The following is an 18,606-nucleotide window of genomic DNA, read 5'->3' on the forward strand; positions in this document are numbered from 1 at the left end:
CTACATATTACTGCCCGCACACCTCGCAGCCTGGGTTACGCATTAGCTTCATTTCGCGAAACTGGCAGGTCATTGCATCGTACATCACGATCTTTCCTGTCGCTGGTTTACCGTAGTTTGCCAGTAACTTAATCGCTTCCATTGCCTGCAATGAACCGATCACGCCAATTAGCGGAGACATCACCCCGGCTTCCACGCAGGTTAAGGCGTTTTCGCCAAACAGTCGGCTCAGGCAGCGATAGCAGGGCTCTCCGTCCTGCCAGGTAAATACGCTGATTTGCCCTTCCATGCGAATTGCCGCACCGGACACAAGTGGAATCTTAGTGGCAAAACAGGCGGCATTTAGCTGATTACGCACCGCGACATTATCGGTACAATCCAGCACCAGATCATGCTCAGCAATTAGCGTATGAATAGCGGCATCATCCAGCAGCGCATTGATTGGCGTAATCGTAATATGTGGATTGATCCGCGCCAGTGCGTCTCGAGCAGACTCTACTTTTGGCATCCCTACCGTAGCATCGCTGTGAAGCGTCTGGCGCTGGAGGTTAGAAACTGAAACGGTATCAAAGTCGAGCAGGGTCAAATGCCCGATACCCGCACCCGCCAGGTACTGGGTAGCAGCACAACCAAGTCCTCCCAGACCAACGACCAGTACCCGCGCCTCTTTAAGCGCTTCCTGACCTTCAAAATCAAAGCCGCGCAGGATGATTTGCCGGTTATAGCGCATCATCTCCTGGTCGCTGAGTTCTGCCATTACAGGCCTCCAAACAGTGCGTTAAACGGTTCGACCTCTACCCACTCTCCGGCCTCCACGTTACCGCGGTCGCGCTCCAGTACAATAAAACAGTTACCCTGGCTGAAGGAGCTAAAAATATGCGAGCCCTGATGACCGGTGGTGGTGACCTCCAGTTCGCCCTCTGCCGTGCGCTGCAATACTCCGCGTTGGAAATCCAGGCGCCCTGGCGTTTTTTTCAGGCGTGATGCGGTGCGCACGCGCTGGCGAGGTGGAAGCCCGCTGGCCGTATTACCACTGAGTTTCGCTAAAAGTGGCTGCACGAGTTGATAGAAGGTGAGGGCTGCAGAAACCGGGTTGCCTGGCAGGCCGCAAAACCAGCTATTGCTTAGTTTACCGAAAGCAAATGGCTTGCCTGGCTTGATCGCCAGCTTCCAGAACGCGATCTCTCCCAGTTCTTCCAGTATGGTTTTGGTGTAGTCTGCTTCACCCACAGAAACACCGCCGGAACTGATAACCACGTCGGCCTGGCTGTCAGCTTCGATAAACGCCGCGCGTAACGCATTTGGATCGTCGCGGATAATGCCTAAGTTGATTACTTCGCAGCCCAACTGTTGCAGCATGAGATGCACGGTCAGGCGGTTGGTGTCATAAATTTGTCCGTCGCCCAGTGGTTGGCCTGGCAACTGCAATTCATCACCGGTGGAGAAGAGTGCTACGCGCACTTTGCGAACCACCTGGACCTCAGCTATACCCAGCGATGCCAGAACGGGGAGTTCAGCCGTCGTCAGGCGAGTTCCTGCGGGAAAGACAACAGCGCCGTTGGAAATATCTTCGCCGCGCCGACGGATATTTTGCCCGGTGCGGACATCCGCAGTAAAACGGATGCCGCCGTCAGTTTGTTCGGTTTGTTCCTGCATCACCACCGCTTCACAACCGGCAGGAACCGGTGCGCCAGTCATAATACGAATGCAGGTTCCCGCTGGCCATTCACCATGGTAAGGCTGACCGGCAAAGGCTTTACCTGCAACAGTCAGCGGCTGACCGGATTGTAGATCCTCTACACGTACCGCGTAGCCGTCCATTGCCGAGTTATCAAATCCCGGTACATCACAAGGGGAGACTACGTCAGTTGCCAGAATGCGACCGAAGCATTGAACCAGGGGCAACGTTTCGACTGCGGTGAGTGGGGTAATAGACGACAGCATCTGAGTGAGTGCCGTTTCGAGCGGCATCAGTCCGGTGGTAAATTCCATGAGAAGACTCCTGCGAGGCAAAATCGAATCTGGCCATTATGTCAGAAAACAGGCGTCGACAGTATGCCACCTCAGTCTTAGGTGCGGGGCTTTATCTTTACATGACGTCTGCATCTTTCTATATTCAAAAATCGAATCAATAACTCACAGAATTTCTGATATTTATAACCCCGATACCAGCCACCTTAATGGACGATAAAAATGAGCAAAGCAGTCATTGCAATTCACGGTGGTGCTGGCGCAATAACCCGCTCACAACTGAGTCAGGAGCAGGAGTTACGTTATATACAGGCGCTGTCAGATGTCGTTGAGGTGGGGCAACGGATGCTTGAAGCGGGTCAAAACGCGCTGGATGTCGTCACCGAAGCCGTACGCCTGCTTGAAGAGTGCCCTCTGTTCAATGCCGGAATTGGTGCGGTGTTTACCCGTGATGAAACCCATGAGCTGGATGCTTGCGTTATGGACGGTAATACGCTGAAGGCGGGAGCTGTTGCCGGGGTTAGCCACCTGCGAAACCCGATCCTTGCTGCTCGTCTGGTGATGGAGCACAGTCCGCATGTCATGATGGTGGGGGAAGGGGCGGAAAATTTTGCCATTGCGCAGGGAATGACGCGCGTTGCTGCCGATATTTTCTCTACACCAGAGCGTTTTGCACAGCTTGTGGCGGCGCGTACGGCGGATGAGACGATACTTGATCATAGTGGTTCGCCATTGGACGAACGCAATAAAATGGGGACCGTCGGTGCGGTAGCGCTGGATCAGTACGGCAATCTGGCTGCTGCGACATCAACGGGTGGTATGACCAACAAATTGCCGGGGCGCGTCGGTGACAGTCCGCTGGTCGGTGCGGGGTGTTATGCCAATAATGCCAGTGTTGCTGTCTCCTGTACGGGAACTGGCGAAGTATTTATTCGTGCGCTGGCTGCTTATGACATTGCGGCGCTGATGGATTATGGCGGTCTGAGCTTATCAGAGGCGTGCGAACGCGTGGTGATGGAGAAATTACCGGCGTTGGGCGGCAGCGGTGGGCTAATCGCCGTCGATCATGAAGGTAACGTCGCTTTACCGTTTAATAGTGAAGGCATGTACCGTGCATGGGGATATGCCGGCGATACGCCAACTACCGGTATTTACCGGGAGAAAGGAGATACCGTTGCCACACAGTGATGAGCTTGATGTCAGCGATGTGCTGGCGGTCAGCAACCTGAATATTGCCTTTGAGCAGGAGCAGCAACGTATCAGCGCGGTGCGTAATCTGTCATTTCGCCTGAAGCGTGGAGAAACGCTGGCGATTGTTGGCGAATCCGGTTCAGGGAAATCAGTAACTGCTTTGTCACTAATGCGTCTGATAGAACAGGCGGGCGGTGAAGTAAGTTGCGATGAGATGCTGCTTCGGCGACGCAACCGACAGGTAATTGAGCTCGGTGAACAAAGCGCCTCGCAGATGCGTCATGTACGCGGTGCGGATATCGCGATGATCTTCCAGGAGCCGATGACGTCACTCAACCCGGTGTTTACCGTTGGCGAACAGATTGCCGAGTCTATTCGCTTACATCAGGGCGCAAATCGTGAAGATGCGATGGCGGAGGCCAAACGAATGCTCGACCAGGTGCGTATTCCCGAGTCGAGGGCCATTTTATCGCGCTACCCGCATCAGCTTTCCGGCGGCATGCGTCAGCGGGTGATGATTGCGATGGCGCTCTCTTGCCGTCCTGCGGTATTGATTGCTGATGAGCCGACAACTGCGCTGGATGTCACTATTCAGTCACAGATCCTTCAGCTGATCAAAGTGTTACAGCAGGATATGTCCATGGGAGTGATATTTATCACCCACGATATGGGGGTTGTTGCCGATATAGCCGATCGTGTGCTGGTAATGTATCAGGGGGAAGCTGTAGAAACCGGCAGCGTTGAACAGATTTTTCACGCCCCCCAACATCCCTACACTAAAGCGCTTCTGGCAGCCGTACCGCAGCTTGGAGCGATGAGCGGGCATGACCTTCCGCGTCGGTTTCCGCTTATTTCCCTGCATGATCCTGACCATATTGAACCAGAGACTGAACAGGACACCGTGGTTGAGGGGGAGCCGATTTTGCGGGTACGCAATCTGGTGACGCGTTTTCCATTGCGTAGCGGCATTCTTAATCGCGTAACTCGCGAAGTTCATGCAGTAGAAAACGTCAGCTTTGATCTCTGGCCCGGTGAAACGCTATCGCTGGTTGGGGAGTCAGGCTGCGGTAAGTCCACCACCGGGCGCGCGTTGTTGCGTCTGGTGGAGTCCCAGCGTGGGGAGATAACGTTCAACGGCCAACGTATTGATACGCTGGCGGCCAGCAAGCTGCAGCCGCTGCGCCGGGATATACAATTTATCTTCCAGGACCCTTATGCATCACTGGATCCTCGCCAGACGGTGGGATATTCGATTCTGGAACCGCTGCGGGTTCATGGTTTACTGCAAGGCGATGCAGCGGCAAAACGCGTGGCATGGTTGCTGGAGCGTGTTGGCTTGCTTCCTGAGCATGCCTGGCGTTATCCGCATGAATTTTCAGGCGGGCAGCGTCAGCGCATTTGCATTGCCCGGGCGCTGGCGCTGAATCCGAAAGTGATTATCGCCGATGAGTCTGTTTCCGCACTGGATGTCTCAATTCGTGGACAGATTATCAACCTGTTGCTCGACCTGCAGCGCGAAATGGGTATCGCATACCTGTTTATTTCTCACGATATGGCGGTAGTAGAGCGTATCAGTCACCGTGTGGCGGTGATGTATCTGGGACAAATTGTAGAAATTGGGACCCGGCGGGCGGTGTTTGAAAATCCTCAACATCCCTATACCCGAAAATTGATGTCGGCAGTACCAGTCGCCGACCCATCTCATCACCGGCCGCAGCGCGTACTGCTGTCGGATGATATCCCCAGCAATATCCGCAAACGCGGTGAAGAAATCTTCCCCGTCTCACTCCAGTTAGTTGGGCCGGGGCATTATGTTGCGCGTTCGCAAGCGGATAATGCGCTTTCGCGTTTATAACAGGCAGGCAGGGTTCAGGAGAATAACATGACAAAAATTGTTGCTCGAAAATGGCTGGTTGCTCTGGGGGTAGCCTCTGCACTGGCTGCGTCTCCTTCCTGGGCTGCCAAAAATGTGGTGGTGGCGGTAGGGTCTAATTTCACTACGCTCGATCCGTATGATGCGAACGATACGCTGTCACAGGCGGTGGCGAAGTCGTTTTATCAGGGATTGTTCGGTCTTGATAAAGAGATGAAACTGAAAAACGTGCTGGCGGAAAGCTACACCGTTTCCGCCGATGGCCTGACGTACCTCGTCAAACTGCGCCAGGGCGTGAAGTTTCAGGATGGGACCGACTTCAATGCCGCTGCGGTAAAAGCCAACCTTGATCGAGCCAGTAATCCGGAAAACCATCTTAAACGCTACAATTTGTATAAGAATATTGATAAAACCGAGGCCGTCGATCCGTCTACGGTGAAGATCACGCTAAAACAACCGTTCTCTGCATTTATCAATATCCTGGCGCATCCGGCAACGGCGATGATTTCACCAGCAGCACTGGAAAAGTACGGCAAGGAGATTGGTTTCCATCCTGTTGGTACCGGCCCTTATCAACTGGATACCTGGAATCAGACCGATTTTGTTAAGGTGAAGAAGTTCCCTGGCTACTGGCAGCAGGGATTGCCAAAGCTTGATACGATTACCTGGCGTCCGGTAACGGACAACAATACCCGTGCGGCAATGTTGCAGACGGGTGAAGCCCAGTTTGCTTTCCCGATCCCTTACGAGCAGGCTGCGTTACTGGCGAAGAACAAAAATCTGCAACTGGTTGCCAGCCCGTCAATAATGCAGCGTTATATCAGTATGAACGTCACGCAAAAACCGTTCGACAACCCGAAGGTGCGTGAGGCGCTGAATTATGCCATCAACCGTCAGGCGCTGGTGAAAGTAGCTTTTGCCGGTTACGCGACGCCAGCGACAGGTGTTCTTCCTCCGGCGATTGCCTACGCACAAAGCTATACGCCGTGGCCTTACGATCCGGCAAAGGCACGTGAATTGTTAAAAGAGGCGGGTTATCCCAACGGGTTTACCACCACACTGTGGTCGTCGCATAACCACAGCACCGCGCAGAAAGTTCTGCAATTTACGCAGCAGCAGTTAGCGCAGGTGGGCATTAAAGCACAGGTCACGGCGATGGATGCCGGACAGCGAGCCGCCGAAGTTGAAGGGAAGGCGCAGAAAGAGAGTGGGGTGCGGATGTTCTACACCGGCTGGTCAGCGTCTACGGGCGAGGCTGACTGGGCGCTGTCGCCGCTGTTTGCTTCACAAAACTGGCCGCCAACCTTGTTTAATACGGCGTTCTACAGTAACAAGCAGGTGGACAGCGATTTATCGGCAGCATTGCAGACCAACGATCCGGCGCAAAAAGCGCAGTTGTACAAAGACGCGCAAGATATCATCTGGAAAGAGTCGCCGTGGATCCCGTTAGTGGTGGAAAAACTGATCTCTGCGCACAGTACAAATTTGACCGGATTCTGGATTATGCCGGATACCGGATTTAGTTTTGATGATGCGGATTTGCAATAAGCTATTCATTTGGCCCCTGAACAACGGGGGCCGCCGAAGGGAGTCTGATGCTTAACTATGTTTTCAAGCGCCTGCTGGGGCTAATTCCAACCCTGTTGATTGTCGCGGTGCTGGTGTTTTTATTTGTCCACCTGCTGCCAGGCGACCCGGCCCGACTGATTGCCGGGCCGGAGGCCGACGCTGAGGTTATTGAACTGGTGCGCCAGCAGTTGGGTCTGGACCAGCCGCTGCATGTTCAGTTCTGGCATTACATCACTAACGTTTTGCAGGGCGATTTCGGGACATCAATGGTCTCCCGTCGGCCGGTGGCTGAAGAGATTGCCAGCCGCTTTATGCCGTCCCTGTGGCTGACGATCGCCAGTATGGCGTGGGCGGTTTTATTTGGTATGACGGCGGGGATCATCGCCGCCGTATGGCGCAACCGTTGGCCGGATAGGGTGAGCATGGCGCTGGCGGTAACGGGGATATCTTTCCCGGCCTTTGCGCTTGGTATGCTGTTGATGCAGATATTCTCCGTTGAGCTGGGCTGGTTACCGACCGTTGGCGCAGACACCTGGCTGCATTATATCCTGCCTTCCATCACTCTCGGTGCAGCGGTGGCGGCGGTGCTTGCACGTTTTACCCGCGCCTCGTTTGTCGATGTGCTTAGCGAAGATTACATGCGCACTGCTCGTGCGAAAGGGGTAAGTGAAACCTGGGTGGTGTTAAAACACGGTCTGCGAAACGCAATGATTCCGGTCGTTACGATGATGGGATTGCAGTTCGGTTTTTTGCTTGGTGGCTCAATTGTGGTTGAGAAAGTGTTCAACTGGCCCGGGCTTGGGCGATTGTTGGTAGACTCTGTTGAAATGCGAGACTATCCGGTGATTCAGGCCGAGGTTCTGTTATTTTCTCTGGAGTTTATTCTTATTAACTTAGTGGTGGATGTGCTCTATGCCGCCATTAATCCCGCTATCAGGTACAAGTAAGGATGCGATTTTTTAACTGGCGCCGGCAGGCGATTTTAAATGCGATGCCCCTCGTGAAGCCTGAACAGATCCGTACGCCATGGCATGAGTTCTGGCGTCGTTTTCGTCGCCAGCACGTGGCGATGATCGCCGGGATATTTGTGCTGGCCTTGATCCTGGTCGCGATATTTGCCCGCTGGCTGACGCCGTTTGATGCCGAGAATTACTTCGATTATGACCGTCTGAATGACGGCCCGTCGATGATGCACTGGTTTGGCGTCGATTCATTGGGTAGAGATATTTTCAGCCGCGTGTTGGTCGGTGCGCAAATCTCGCTGGCTGCGGGAGTCTTTGCCGTCTTTATTGGCGCGGCGATGGGGACGGTATTGGGACTGGTGGCGGGCTATTACGAAGGCTGGTGGGATCGGCTGATTATGCGCATCTGCGATGTGCTGTTCGCCTTTCCTGGTATTTTGCTGGCAATTGCGGTGGTGGCGGTGCTGGGAAGTGGCATTGCTAACGTCATCATTGCTGTCGCAGTCTTCTCCATTCCGGCCTTCGCCCGTCTGGTGCGAGGGAATACGCTGGTACTTAAGCAACAGACGTTTATTGAGTCGGCGCGTAGCATCGGCGCCAGCGATACAACTATCATCTTCAACCATATTCTGCCGGGAACCGTCTCCTCGATTGTGGTCTTTTTTACCATGCGTATCGGGACATCGATTATTTCAGCCGCGAGTTTGTCATTTCTTGGGTTAGGTGCTCAGCCGCCAACGCCGGAGTGGGGGGCTATGCTTAACGAAGCGCGGGCAGATATGGTGATCGCGCCGCACGTGGCGATTTTCCCGGCAGTAGCTATATTCCTGACGGTACTGGCGTTTAATATGTTGGGAGATGGCCTGCGCGACGCGCTGGACCCTAAGATAAAGGGATAAACCGTAGGCCTGATAAGATGCTTTAGCATCGCTATCTGGCATTGCCAGATGTCAGCATAAATGGCTTATCCGGCCTACGGTTCTGTTACGTGTGTTTAGACGCGGGAGCCCCACAGATCGTATTCGTCTGCGTTTTCAACTTTCACGCGGATGATATCGCCTGGTTTCACGTTGGTTTCCCCATTCATGTACACCGCGCCGTCGATTTCAGGTGCGTCTGCCATGCTACGGCCAATGGCGCCTTCTTCATCAACTTCATCAACGATGACCATAATTTCGCGACCTACTTTTTCCTGCAAACGTTCAGCAGAGATCTGCTGCTGAAGTTGCATAAAGCGGTTCCAGCGCTCTTCCTTCACCTCTTCCGGGATTTGATCCGGCAGATCATTTGCGCCAGCACCCTCAACTGGGCTGTACTTAAAGCAACCAACGCGATCCAGGCGAGCTTCTTTCAGGAAGTCGAGCAGCATCTGGAAGTCTTCTTCTGTTTCACCCGGGAAGCCGACGATGAATGTCGATCGCAGAGTCAGCTCAGGGCAGATTTCACGCCATTGTTTAATACGCGCTAATTGTCTGTCCACAGAGCCAGGTCGCTTCATCAGCTTGAGAATACGCGGGCTGGCATGCTGCAGTGGGATGTCCAGATACGGCAGGATTTTACCTTCCGCCATCAGTGGAATTACGTCGTCAACGTGCGGGTACGGGTAGACATAATGCAAACGGGTCCAGATACCCAGTTTTGACAGTTGCTCACACAGGTCAACCATGCTGGTTTTTACTGGTTCGCCGTTATGAAAACCAGTGCGATGCTTCACATCCACGCCGTAAGCAGAAGTATCCTGGGAGATTACCAGGATCTCTTTCACACCGGCATCAACCAGGCGTTTAGCTTCGCTGAGTACGTCGCCGATCGGACGGCTCACCAGATCACCACGCATAGATGGAATAATGCAGAATGTGCAGCGGTGGTTACAGCCTTCAGATATTTTCAGATAGGCGTAGTGACGCGGAGTCAGTTTGACGCCCTGCTCAGGTACCAGGCTCTGGAAGGGGTTATGCTTCGGCTTTGGCACATAGTGGTGAACATGCTCAAGAACCTGTTCGTAGCTATGTGGCCCGGTGATTTCCAGCACCTTCGGGTGAACTTCACGGATCTGATCGACTTTCGCGCCCAGACAGCCGGTGACAATCACCTTGCCGTTTTCGTTCAGCGCTTCGCCAATCACTTCCAGTGACTCTTGTACCGCACTGTCGATAAAGCCGCAGGTGTTAACGATAACCATATCCGCGTCGTCGTAGCTCGGTACAACATCATAACCTTCAGTACGAAGTTCAGTCAGGATGCGTTCGGAATCGACGAGGTTTTTCGGACAACCTAGTGATATAAAACCAATTTTTGCCATTTTCTTATACTGTACATTGCTCGTAATCGGGGGATTATACAGATGCCTTCACGCTACATCTATATCTGATAGCGAGAAGACGAACAGAATAAAGGGGAATTAATAGAATATCTGCTGGTGAAAGGTGTTTAGAGAGTCTAATTCCGGCTTTAAGTGCTACTTCTTGGCTATAGAAACGCATTGGCGTAAATTTTATTCCGTCGAGCGTTATCAATGAGGTTAAATTTGAAAGATATTGTTTTGCAGGCCAAACTTGAAATGGCTAAAACACTTTATGCTAATGGCGTGAGTTTATATTATATCTCTCTCGCGACAGGTCTAACCTGGCGTATTTTAATGGCAGAATTAAGTTTTATTACTCGCCACGAAGTTATCCTGCAAAAAAGTAAAACTCGAAAACCTAAGCTTTAAATAATTCGCCTGTCGATGTCCCATCCTAAAATATTCTGAAAGGTAATGTTGATATGTATATTTCGCCACTTCCGGTCGCTGCAGATTCTGATGTTGATAAACTTAGAGATGATATTGCGAATAAACTCTTATTTACGATTGGTAAGGATCCCGCAATCGCGACAAAACGGGAGTGGCTAAATGCAACGTTATACGCCGTGCGCGATCGAATGGTCGAACGCTGGCACCGCTCTAACCGGGCCCAGTTTTCTCAGGATGCCCGCCAGGTTTACTATTTATCGATGGAATTTCTGATTGGACGCACTCTTTCCAACGCGTTGCTTTCTTTAGGTCTGTACGATGAAGTGAACTGCGCGCTTGAAGCTATGGGGCTGGATCTGGAAGAACTGATCGATGAAGAAAATGACCCTGGGTTAGGTAATGGCGGTCTCGGACGTCTGGCTGCCTGTTTCCTCGATTCGCTGGCGACGCTTGGGCTGCCGGGATGCGGATATGGTATTCGTTATAATTACGGTATGTTCAAACAAAATATCGTAAATGGAGTACAAAAAGAGTCTCTGGACTATTGGCTGGAATACGGGAATCCGTGGGAATTCAAACGACATAATACGCATTATAAAGTGCGTTTCGGTGGTCGCATTCAGCAGGAAGGGAATAAAACCAGGTGGATTGAAACCGAGGATATTCTGGCTGTGGCGCACGATCAAATTGTGCCCGGCTACGCGACAGACACCACAAATACATTACGCTTGTGGAATGTGCAGGTTAACAGCGAGGTTAATTCTGGCAAACTGAATCTGAATGATGATTTTTCTATTGAAGTGGAAAACAAATACCACTTTGAGAGGATCTCGCGGGTGCTATACCCGGACGACTCTACCGATGCTGGCCGTGAATTACGCTTACGACAGGCTTATTTCCTGGCGTCCGCAACAGTTCAGGATATTCTGAGTCGTCATTATCAGTTGCACAAAACCTACCATAATCTGGCAGATAAAATCGCAATCCACCTTAATGATACTCATCCGGTACTGGCGATCCCTGAACTGATGCGTTTATTGATCGATCAGCATCAGTTTTGCTGGGAAGATGCGTTTGATGTGACCTGTCAGATCTTTTCCTATACCAATCATACCCTGATGAGCGAAGCGCTGGAGACATGGCCGGTGGAGATGCTGAGCAGACTCCTGCCTCGTCATTTACAGATTATTTTTGAAATTAACGAGCGGTTCCTGAAATCGGTGAGCGATAAATATCACGATAATAGTGAGTTACTAAAACGTGTATCGCTGATTGATGAATCTAATGGTCGCGTGGTGCGTATGGCCTGGCTGGCCGTTGTTGTCAGCCATAAAGTTAATGGCGTGTCGGCATTGCATTCAAAACTGATGACGGAATCCTTGTTTGCTGATTTCGCACGTATTTTCCCTATGCGTTTTACTAATGTGACTAATGGTGTTACGGCCAGGCGTTGGCTGGCCCTGGCGAATCCTCCACTTGCCAGCGTGCTGGATGAGCATATTGGTCATACCTGGCGTACCAGACTTATTCAGCTTGGCGAGTTGAAGCAGTACATCGATTATCCGTCCGTGAACGAGGCGGTGCATCGGGCGAAGCGGGAAAATAAACAGCGGTTGGCACACTACATTGCCACACAATTTGGTGTGGTAGTGAATCCTGATGCTTTGTTTGACGTGCAAGTAAAGCGTATCCACGAGTACAAGCGGCAATTACTGAATGTGCTCCACATCATCACCCGTTATAACCGCATTAAAGCTGCGCCGGATGCCAATTGGGTACCTCGTGTGAATATTTTTGCGGGAAAAGCCGCTTCGTCGTACTACATGGCGAAACAGATTATTCGCTTAATTAACGATGTGGCGCAGCGGGTCAATAACGATCCGCAAATTGGTGGCAGGTTGAAAGTGGTGTTTATACCGGATTACAGCGTCAGTCTGGCGCAATTGATCATTCCGGCCGCAGATCTGTCTGAACAGATTTCGTTGGCCGGTACTGAAGCTTCCGGGACCAGTAACATGAAGTTTGGGCTTAATGGCGCGTTAACAATCGGTACGCTGGACGGGGCGAATATTGAGATGCGGGAGTATGTCGGCGAAGATAACATCTTTATCTTTGGGAATACGGCACAAGAAGTAGAAGCCTTACGACAAAGCGGTTATAGCCCCAGAGCTATTTTTGAGAACGATATTGAGCTGCACCAGGTACTGACTCAAATAGGTACTGGCATGTTCAGTCCACAGGAACCAGGGCGATATCAGAATATACTGGATTCGTTGATTAACTTTGGCGACCATTATCAGGTTTTAGCGGATTATCGTAGCTATGTAGATTGCCAGGATGCGGTGGACGATTTGTATTGTAATCCTCGTGAATGGACGACAAAAACGCTGCATAATATTGCCAATATGGGTTACTTTTCTTCAGACAGAACGGTACAGGAATATGCTGATAACATCTGGCGTATTACCAAAATACACGTTTAACCTTTAATGACTACAGGTGCCCTTCCAGGTTTTCAGGACCGGGAGGCGCTTGTAATTCAGCCAGAATGGGAGCCAGTATCTTATGGGTACTGGTTTCTTTACGCGATGAAGCATAAATACTAAATTGCGGTAACGGGAATGGTGTGTTTATTTTTTTTAACCCGTAAAGTTTTGCGTGAGTGTTAAATACTTTTTCCGGGATCACGCCTACACATTGTGTATTAGATACAATGGTGAGTATTGCTGTAAAAGAAGAGGTGAGCAGGCAGCGCTCTCCAGTTCTGAATTTCTTATCAACGATGCTTCTGTGGTAAATAATCTTTTCATTTTTTGTGTTATAGCCGACGAGATTTGCGCGTCGGAACATTTCTTCACTAATCGAATTCTCATACAACGTATTATTCTGTGAAGCGGCCAGTACCAGGCGCATATCACATATTTTTTGGCAGGAGATCCCCCCTGATTCAACCGAAAAGGTTGAAAAAACAACATCCGCCTGCCGCATGTTTAACAACTCAATAATGCTTTGCTCATTTAAATCGGCGGTAAGATGCAGGAGGCTAATATCAGCGTCAGTGTTGATTATTTTGGCTGTGACATCGGGAATAACGATCGGAGAAATAAAAGATTCAGTGTACAGAGTAAGTCTTTTTTTTGTTGCCGGGGACGAATGTGGCATCAGCAGTGAGAGTTTATCGATAATTGGGATCGTATTGTCATAAAGCTCGTCGGAATAGACTGTCGGCAACAGAGCATTGCCGCTGCGGACAAATAAGTTATCCCCCATTAATTCGCGTAGCTTCCTTAATGATTGGCTGACGGCAGAGGGCGAAATATTCAGCATGTCAGCGACCCTGCTGATACTGCCTACGCTATAGATCAAACAGAAAATCGTCAGCAGATTGAGGTCTATCTTTGATAGCGTGCGTATTTTTTCTGCATCATTTGCTTTTGACATAGTCCCCTCATGCTAAGCGTCGCGCAGTAATCCCACAGGTATAGCAAAAAATGACCGGTAAGTCAGAGATCTGAGGGAGGTTGTCTCTCCGTGAGCACAACGACTCTGTCCGCTGCTACAGGTTGTAACATTGTAAATTATGTTAATCAATTAGGGTTTATTGATATAGAGCATCAATTTGTTCAAAAAACAACCATACTATTAAGTTGCACTATAGTTGGAAAGAGGAGGAACAAAGTATGGTTGTTGACAGACTGAGAACCGATCTTCTCAACAAGTTGATAAACGCCCGCATCGACCTCGCCGCTTATCTGTTGTTGAGGAAGGCGAAAGGCTACATGTCAGTCAGCGAGAACGATCGTCTGCGTGATGGTTTTTTTGCACTGAATCGCGAACTACACGATCAATCACAGCTCCACGGTATGCATCTTGATCAGGAAGAGTGGAATGCCCTTCATCGTGCTGAAGGGGCGTTAGCCGCCGCCGCTGTTTGTCTTATGAGTGGACATCATGACTGTCCAAATTTTATTGCTGTTAACGCAGAGAAACTTGAAAACTGCCTGACAACGCTGACGCTGAGTATCCAAAGCTTGCAGAGCTACTCAACATTGGAACACGTCTGAACCAGGGGGAGGGCGCTCCCCCTTTTCGTTAATATTATGTAAAAGTAGCAGGATATCTCCTCCTGCTGGCTACGCTTTATGCAGAGCCATTAAGGAGGTGTTATGCGTCGACTCTTTCTCTGTGTTGCCTCGTTTGCGTTACTTTCCCCTTTTGCCGGTGCTGAACTGTCTGCTGTGAAGGTTGAAGTGTTGCAAACCAAACTTGACCATCCCTGGTCACTTGCTTTTTTACCTGATAATCGCGGCATACTCATTACGCTTCGGGGAGGACAACTTCGACTCTGGCAACCCGGTAAGGGGCTTTCAGATCCGCTGACCGGTGTGCCAAAGGTTTGGGTAAATGGCCAGGGAGGATTACTCGACGTGGTGTTAGCGCCGGATTTTGAACACTCCCGGCGGGTTTGGCTCAGTTATGCTGAAGCCAACCATGAAGGGAAAGCAGGGACAGCCGTAGGCTACGGACGACTGAGTGATGACCTCAAGCATCTGGAGGGATTCAAGGCGATTTTTCGCCAAATGCCTAAACTCTCAACCGGAAACCATTTTGGCGGACGCATGGTGTTTGATGGCAAAGGTTATCTGTTTATTGGACTGGGAGAGAATAATCAGCGTTCTACCGCTCAGGATCTGGATAAGTTGCAAGGCAAGGTTGTGCGTCTGACCGAGCAGGGCAAAATTCCGTCAGACAATCCCTTTGTGAATCAGGCTGGTGCTCGTCCTGAAATTTGGTCGTACGGCATTCGTAATCCGCAGGGCATGGCGATGAATCCCTGGAGTGAGGTGTTGTGGTTAAATGAGCATGGCCCACGCGGAGGCGATGAAATTAATGTCCCCGAAAAAGGTAAAAACTATGGCTGGCCGATAGCGACCTGGGGTGTTAACTACAGTGGTTTTAAAATTCCGGAATCACAGGGCGAAATAGTCGACGGTACTGAACAACCCGTCTTTTACTGGGAAAAATCTCCCGCAGTCAGCGGAATGGCTTTTTATAACCGCGATACCTTCCCGCAGTGGCGGCAGAAACTGTTTATTGGCGCGTTGAAAGAACAGGACGTGATCGTGTTAAGCGTCAACGGGAATAACGTGACGGAGGACGGACGCATTTTGCGGGAAAGGGGGCAACGGATCCGTGATGTGCGTGTCGGACCAGACGGTTATTTATATGTGTTAACCGACGAGTCCGACGGGGAATTACTTAAGGTGAGTCCCTGAACATTGCATCATTGACGCTATTAGCTGACTGGGATCATGACCACTTTCTGGAATGCCGGACGCTCGGTGAGCTGCTGATACCAGCGTTCAAGATGAGGTCGGTGGGTCCAGCTCAGGCCGACGTTAAACAGGTTATAGATGAACGGCGCGACGGCAATATCGCCGGTACCAAATTCAGCCCCGGAGAACCATGGTTGGTTTGCCAGCGCGTCGTCAAGAATGCTAAACAGGTTATCGCAAACCTTCGCCCCTGCGTCGATGGCTGCCTGGTCACGTTGTTCAGCCGGTGTTCTGACCAGACCGAATAAAATCACCCGGTGTGCAGGACTCAACGTCTGGTTAGCCCAGTCCATCCATTTTTCGCCTTCAGCGCGCTTTGCCGGAGCATCAATCCACAAACGCTTTTGCCCGTACTGGGCAGCCAGATAGCGGACAATGGTGTTGGATTCCCACAGTAATACGTCGGTTTCATCATCGCGCAGTAGCGGAACCAGGCCGTTGGGATTCATTGCCAGATAGTCCGCATCGCGGTTAATGCCATGCTGCCCGCCCGCCAGGATTTGGGTATACGGTAGTTCCAGTTCTTCGAGCGTCCACAACACTTTCTTTACGTTGGTCGAGTTATTTCGACCCCACAGTGTAATCATAGTAACTCCGTAAATTAATTGAGCAGCTTTATGTCTGCATTCGGCATCTGACAGGTTCACATGGTGGGGTAAACCTAATATTTACGCAACAAGGTGTAAAAAAATCGTGATGGGGGCAGCGCAGCGCAATGTTATTGCATAAACTTTAAAAACTTTACCAACTTACGGTTTCTTTAAGCTCGTTAGTGCGTTATTACTCACCGCACTTATTTTACACGTCATCCATCAGGCCTCTTCTGCGTTGGTTGGGCCGATGCAGTTTGTGTAAACACGGTGTGTTATGACGTGGTTTTTTGGAATGGATACTCGGGTGGCATTTATGACGCAATACTTCTCTTCCCTTCGCAGCCTGGCTGCAGGTTCAGCACTCTTATTCCTTTTTGCACCAACCGCACAGGCGGTGGAGCAACCAACGGCCCCGCCGAGCGTGGATGCGCGGGCGTGGATCTTAATGGATTACGCCAGCGGCAAGGTTCTGGCGGAAGGCAATGCTGACGAGAAACTGGACCCAGCCAGTCTGACTAAAATTATGACCAGCTATGTGGTTGGTCAGGCGCTGAAGGCGGGGAAAATTAACCTGACTGACATGGTGACCGTGGGGAAAGATGCCTGGGCGACGGGCAACCCGGCCCTGCGTGGATCTTCGGTGATGTTCCTGAAGCCTGGCGATCAGGTAGCGGTGTCCGATCTGAATAAAGGCATTATCATCCAGTCCGGTAATGATGCCTGTATCGCTCTGGCAGATTACGTGGCCGGTAGTCAGGAATCCTTTATTGGTTTGATGAACGGTTACGCGCAAAAACTGGGACTGACCAACACCACTTTCCAGACGGTACATGGTCTGGATGCGCCAGGGCAGTTCAGTACCGCGCGTGATATGGCGTTGCTGGGCAAAGCGTTAATCCACGATGTGCCAGAAGAGTACGCCATCCATAAAGAGAAAGAGTTTACCTTCAATAAAATTCGTCAACCGAACCGCAACCGCCTGTTGTGGAGCACCAACCTGAATGTTGATGGTATGAAAACGGGTACCACTACAGGTGCGGGATATAACCTGGTGGCCTCCGCGACGCAAGGTGATATGCGCCTGATCTCCGTGGTGTTAGGGGCGAAAACCGATCGTATTCGTTTCAATGAGTCAGAAAAACTGCTCACGTGGGGCTTTCGTTTCTTTGAAACCGTTACACCGATCAAGCCGGATGCAACTTTCGTGACCCAGCGCGTCTGGTTTGGTGATAAGAGTGAAGTCAATCTGGGGGCTGGAGAAGGCGGATCTGTGACTATCCCACGTGGTCAGCTTAAAAACCTGAAGGCCAGCTTTACTCTGACTGAACCGCAATTAACCGCTCCGTTGAAGAAAGGCCAGGTTGTCGGAACTATCGACTTCCAGCTTAACGGGAAATCTATTGAACAGCGTCCGTTGATGGTGATGGAAGCGGTTGAAGAGGGCGGATTCTTTAGCCGGATGTGGGACTTTGTGATGATGAAGTTCCACCAGTGGTTTGGTGGCTGGTTCTCTTAATTTCAGTCATTGCCGGATGGCGTTATCGCTGTCCGGCAAACCTCATCAATACATCAGCTTAATATGCTGTGCTTTAGCGTAATTAACAAATTCATCGTCAGGACGGTTATCACTGATGATGGTATTAAAGCGTTTTAATTCTCCCATCCGTGCGGGACGCACCTTGCCAAATTTACTGTGATCTACCACCAGAACGTGATATTGCGCCATCGACATCGCCCAATGTTTAACCGGTAACTCTTCCAGGTTAAAACAGGTCGCTCCCTTGTCAATATGAACGCCAGCGGCGGAGTAAAAGGCAATATCCGGGCACAGGTTATTCAGTGTTTCCTGGAAATCGAGTGGTTTGAAAATCGCGTTGCTGGCATGGAATTCACCCCCACACAGGATGACGCGACACTGTGGTTTTTCCTGTAGCGCCAGAAACGTATTCAGCGAGTAACAGATAGCTGTGAAGGGCAGTTCATTATCTATCGCTTCGATGATCCACGGCGTAGTTGTACCGCAGTCAAAAAAAATTGTCTGATGCGCCTGAACGAGGCTTGCAGCCTGCTGCGCGGCGCGCCGTTTTTCATCCACCAGGCGGGATTTTTGGTCGCTGATTAGGTAGTGGCTGGCGCTGCGGGGTTCCAGAACAATATAACCCCCAAGCAATACCACAGGGGCATTGTTATTGTTCAGATCGCGACGGATGGTCATCTCAGATACGCCCAACAGCGTCGCGGCTTCTTTAAGGTGTAATTTATCGCTGCGTTTCAGTGCCTGCAGCAATTGACCAATACGCTCGTCGCGTCGTGTTTCCATATTTCCCCTGATGAGTAGAGTATGCGATCAGTATCGCGCGCCTAATACTACTCTTTT

At 50.8% G+C, this 18,606-nt stretch carries 16 protein-coding genes; 10 read left to right on the top strand and 6 right to left on the bottom strand.

Annotation, left to right across the window (positions count from 1 at the left end; genetic code table 11):
- Positions 1-7 precede the first annotated feature (7 nt).
- Together moeB and moeA are read right to left on the bottom strand one after the other, a co-directional pair.
- Entirely contained in the window at positions 8-757 is a 750-nt protein-coding gene (gene moeB / locus OGX98_RS05325; RefSeq protein ID WP_225760691.1) for a molybdopterin-synthase adenylyltransferase MoeB, read from the bottom strand.
- Positions 757-1,992 (bottom strand): molybdopterin molybdotransferase MoeA, encoded by a 1,236-nt coding sequence (moeA, locus tag OGX98_RS05330; protein WP_045441206.1) that lies wholly within the window; start codon positions 1,990-1,992, stop codon positions 757-759. Before moeA ends, moeB begins: the two co-directional genes overlap by 1 nt.
- Before the next feature lie 201 nt (positions 1,993-2,193).
- On the opposite strand from moeA, the gene iaaA reads away from it, so the two are divergent.
- The 5 genes from iaaA to gsiD are packed head-to-tail and all read left to right on the top strand — an operon-like array spanning position 2,194 to position 8,465.
- Positions 2,194-3,159: a beta-aspartyl-peptidase gene (iaaA, locus tag OGX98_RS05335; RefSeq protein WP_286594932.1), complete on the top strand. Its 966-nt coding sequence runs from the start codon at positions 2,194-2,196 to the stop codon at positions 3,157-3,159.
- Positions 3,146-5,017, top strand: coding sequence for a glutathione ABC transporter ATP-binding protein GsiA (gsiA, locus tag OGX98_RS05340; RefSeq protein WP_048221784.1), 1,872 nt, complete (start codon positions 3,146-3,148; stop codon positions 5,015-5,017). Before iaaA ends, gsiA begins: the two co-directional genes overlap by 14 nt.
- Before the next feature lie 27 nt (positions 5,018-5,044).
- The gene (gene gsiB, locus OGX98_RS05345; RefSeq protein WP_200010688.1) at positions 5,045-6,583 is read left to right on the top strand and encodes a glutathione ABC transporter substrate-binding protein GsiB; all 1,539 of its coding nucleotides are present in this window, start codon (positions 5,045-5,047) and stop codon (positions 6,581-6,583) included.
- A 47-nt stretch (positions 6,584-6,630) separates the two neighbouring features.
- On the top strand, positions 6,631-7,551 hold the full coding sequence (gsiC, locus tag OGX98_RS05350; protein WP_045441210.1) for a glutathione ABC transporter permease GsiC: 921 nt from the start codon (positions 6,631-6,633) through the stop codon (positions 7,549-7,551).
- A gap of 2 nt (positions 7,552-7,553) precedes the next feature.
- Positions 7,554-8,465 carry a glutathione ABC transporter permease GsiD gene (gene gsiD / locus OGX98_RS05355; RefSeq protein ID WP_286594933.1) on the top strand — a complete coding sequence of 304 codons (912 nt, stop codon included), beginning with the start codon at positions 7,554-7,556 and terminating at the stop codon, positions 8,463-8,465.
- Positions 8,466-8,560: 95 nt separating this feature from the next.
- On the opposite strand, the gene rimO is transcribed toward gsiD, so the two are convergent.
- Entirely contained in the window at positions 8,561-9,868 is a 1,308-nt protein-coding gene (gene rimO / locus OGX98_RS05360; RefSeq protein ID WP_045441212.1) for a 30S ribosomal protein S12 methylthiotransferase RimO, read from the bottom strand.
- A gap of 225 nt (positions 9,869-10,093) precedes the next feature.
- Between rimO and OGX98_RS05365 the strand changes: the two genes are divergently transcribed.
- A complete protein-coding gene (locus tag OGX98_RS05365; protein ID WP_286594934.1) occupies positions 10,094-10,279 on the top strand; it encodes a glycine cleavage system protein T in 186 nt (61 codons plus the stop codon).
- A gap of 53 nt (positions 10,280-10,332) precedes the next feature.
- Positions 10,333-12,783 (top strand): glycogen phosphorylase, encoded by a 2,451-nt coding sequence (gene glgP / locus OGX98_RS05370; protein ID WP_286594935.1) that lies wholly within the window; start codon positions 10,333-10,335, stop codon positions 12,781-12,783.
- A 10-nt stretch (positions 12,784-12,793) separates the two neighbouring features.
- Here the strand turns inward: glgP and OGX98_RS05375 are convergent, their stop codons facing one another.
- Positions 12,794-13,741, bottom strand: a complete 948-nt coding sequence (locus OGX98_RS05375; protein WP_045441215.1) for a LysR family transcriptional regulator — start codon at positions 13,739-13,741, stop codon at positions 12,794-12,796.
- Between the two features lie 239 nt (positions 13,742-13,980).
- Here OGX98_RS05375 and bssR point away from each other — a divergent pair, with 239 nt between their 5' ends.
- Complete coding sequence (gene bssR, locus OGX98_RS05380; RefSeq protein WP_045441216.1) at positions 13,981-14,364, top strand: biofilm formation regulator BssR; 384 nt, start codon at positions 13,981-13,983, stop codon at positions 14,362-14,364.
- Positions 14,365-14,466: 102 nt separating this feature from the next.
- Positions 14,467-15,576, top strand: a complete 1,110-nt coding sequence (locus OGX98_RS05385) for a PQQ-dependent sugar dehydrogenase (RefSeq protein WP_286594936.1) — start codon at positions 14,467-14,469, stop codon at positions 15,574-15,576.
- Positions 15,577-15,596: 20 nt separating this feature from the next.
- Here OGX98_RS05385 and OGX98_RS05390 read toward each other — a convergent pair whose 3' ends face one another.
- Positions 15,597-16,223, bottom strand: coding sequence for a glutathione S-transferase family protein (locus OGX98_RS05390; protein WP_286594937.1), 627 nt, complete (start codon positions 16,221-16,223; stop codon positions 15,597-15,599).
- Positions 16,224-16,542: 319 nt separating this feature from the next.
- Between OGX98_RS05390 and dacC the strand changes: the two genes are divergently transcribed.
- Positions 16,543-17,745: a serine-type D-Ala-D-Ala carboxypeptidase gene (gene dacC, locus OGX98_RS05395; RefSeq protein WP_048222747.1), complete on the top strand. Its 1,203-nt coding sequence runs from the start codon at positions 16,543-16,545 to the stop codon at positions 17,743-17,745.
- Between the two features lie 45 nt (positions 17,746-17,790).
- Here dacC and deoR read toward each other — a convergent pair whose 3' ends face one another.
- Positions 17,791-18,549 (bottom strand): DNA-binding transcriptional repressor DeoR, encoded by a 759-nt coding sequence (deoR, locus tag OGX98_RS05400; protein ID WP_045441219.1) that lies wholly within the window; start codon positions 18,547-18,549, stop codon positions 17,791-17,793.
- Positions 18,550-18,606: the final 57 nt, after the last annotated feature.

Origin of the sequence: Citrobacter sp. Cm046 (assembly GCF_030333065.1) — a bacterium.
In the GTDB taxonomy this organism is placed as follows: domain Bacteria; phylum Pseudomonadota; class Gammaproteobacteria; order Enterobacterales; family Enterobacteriaceae; genus Citrobacter; species Citrobacter murliniae.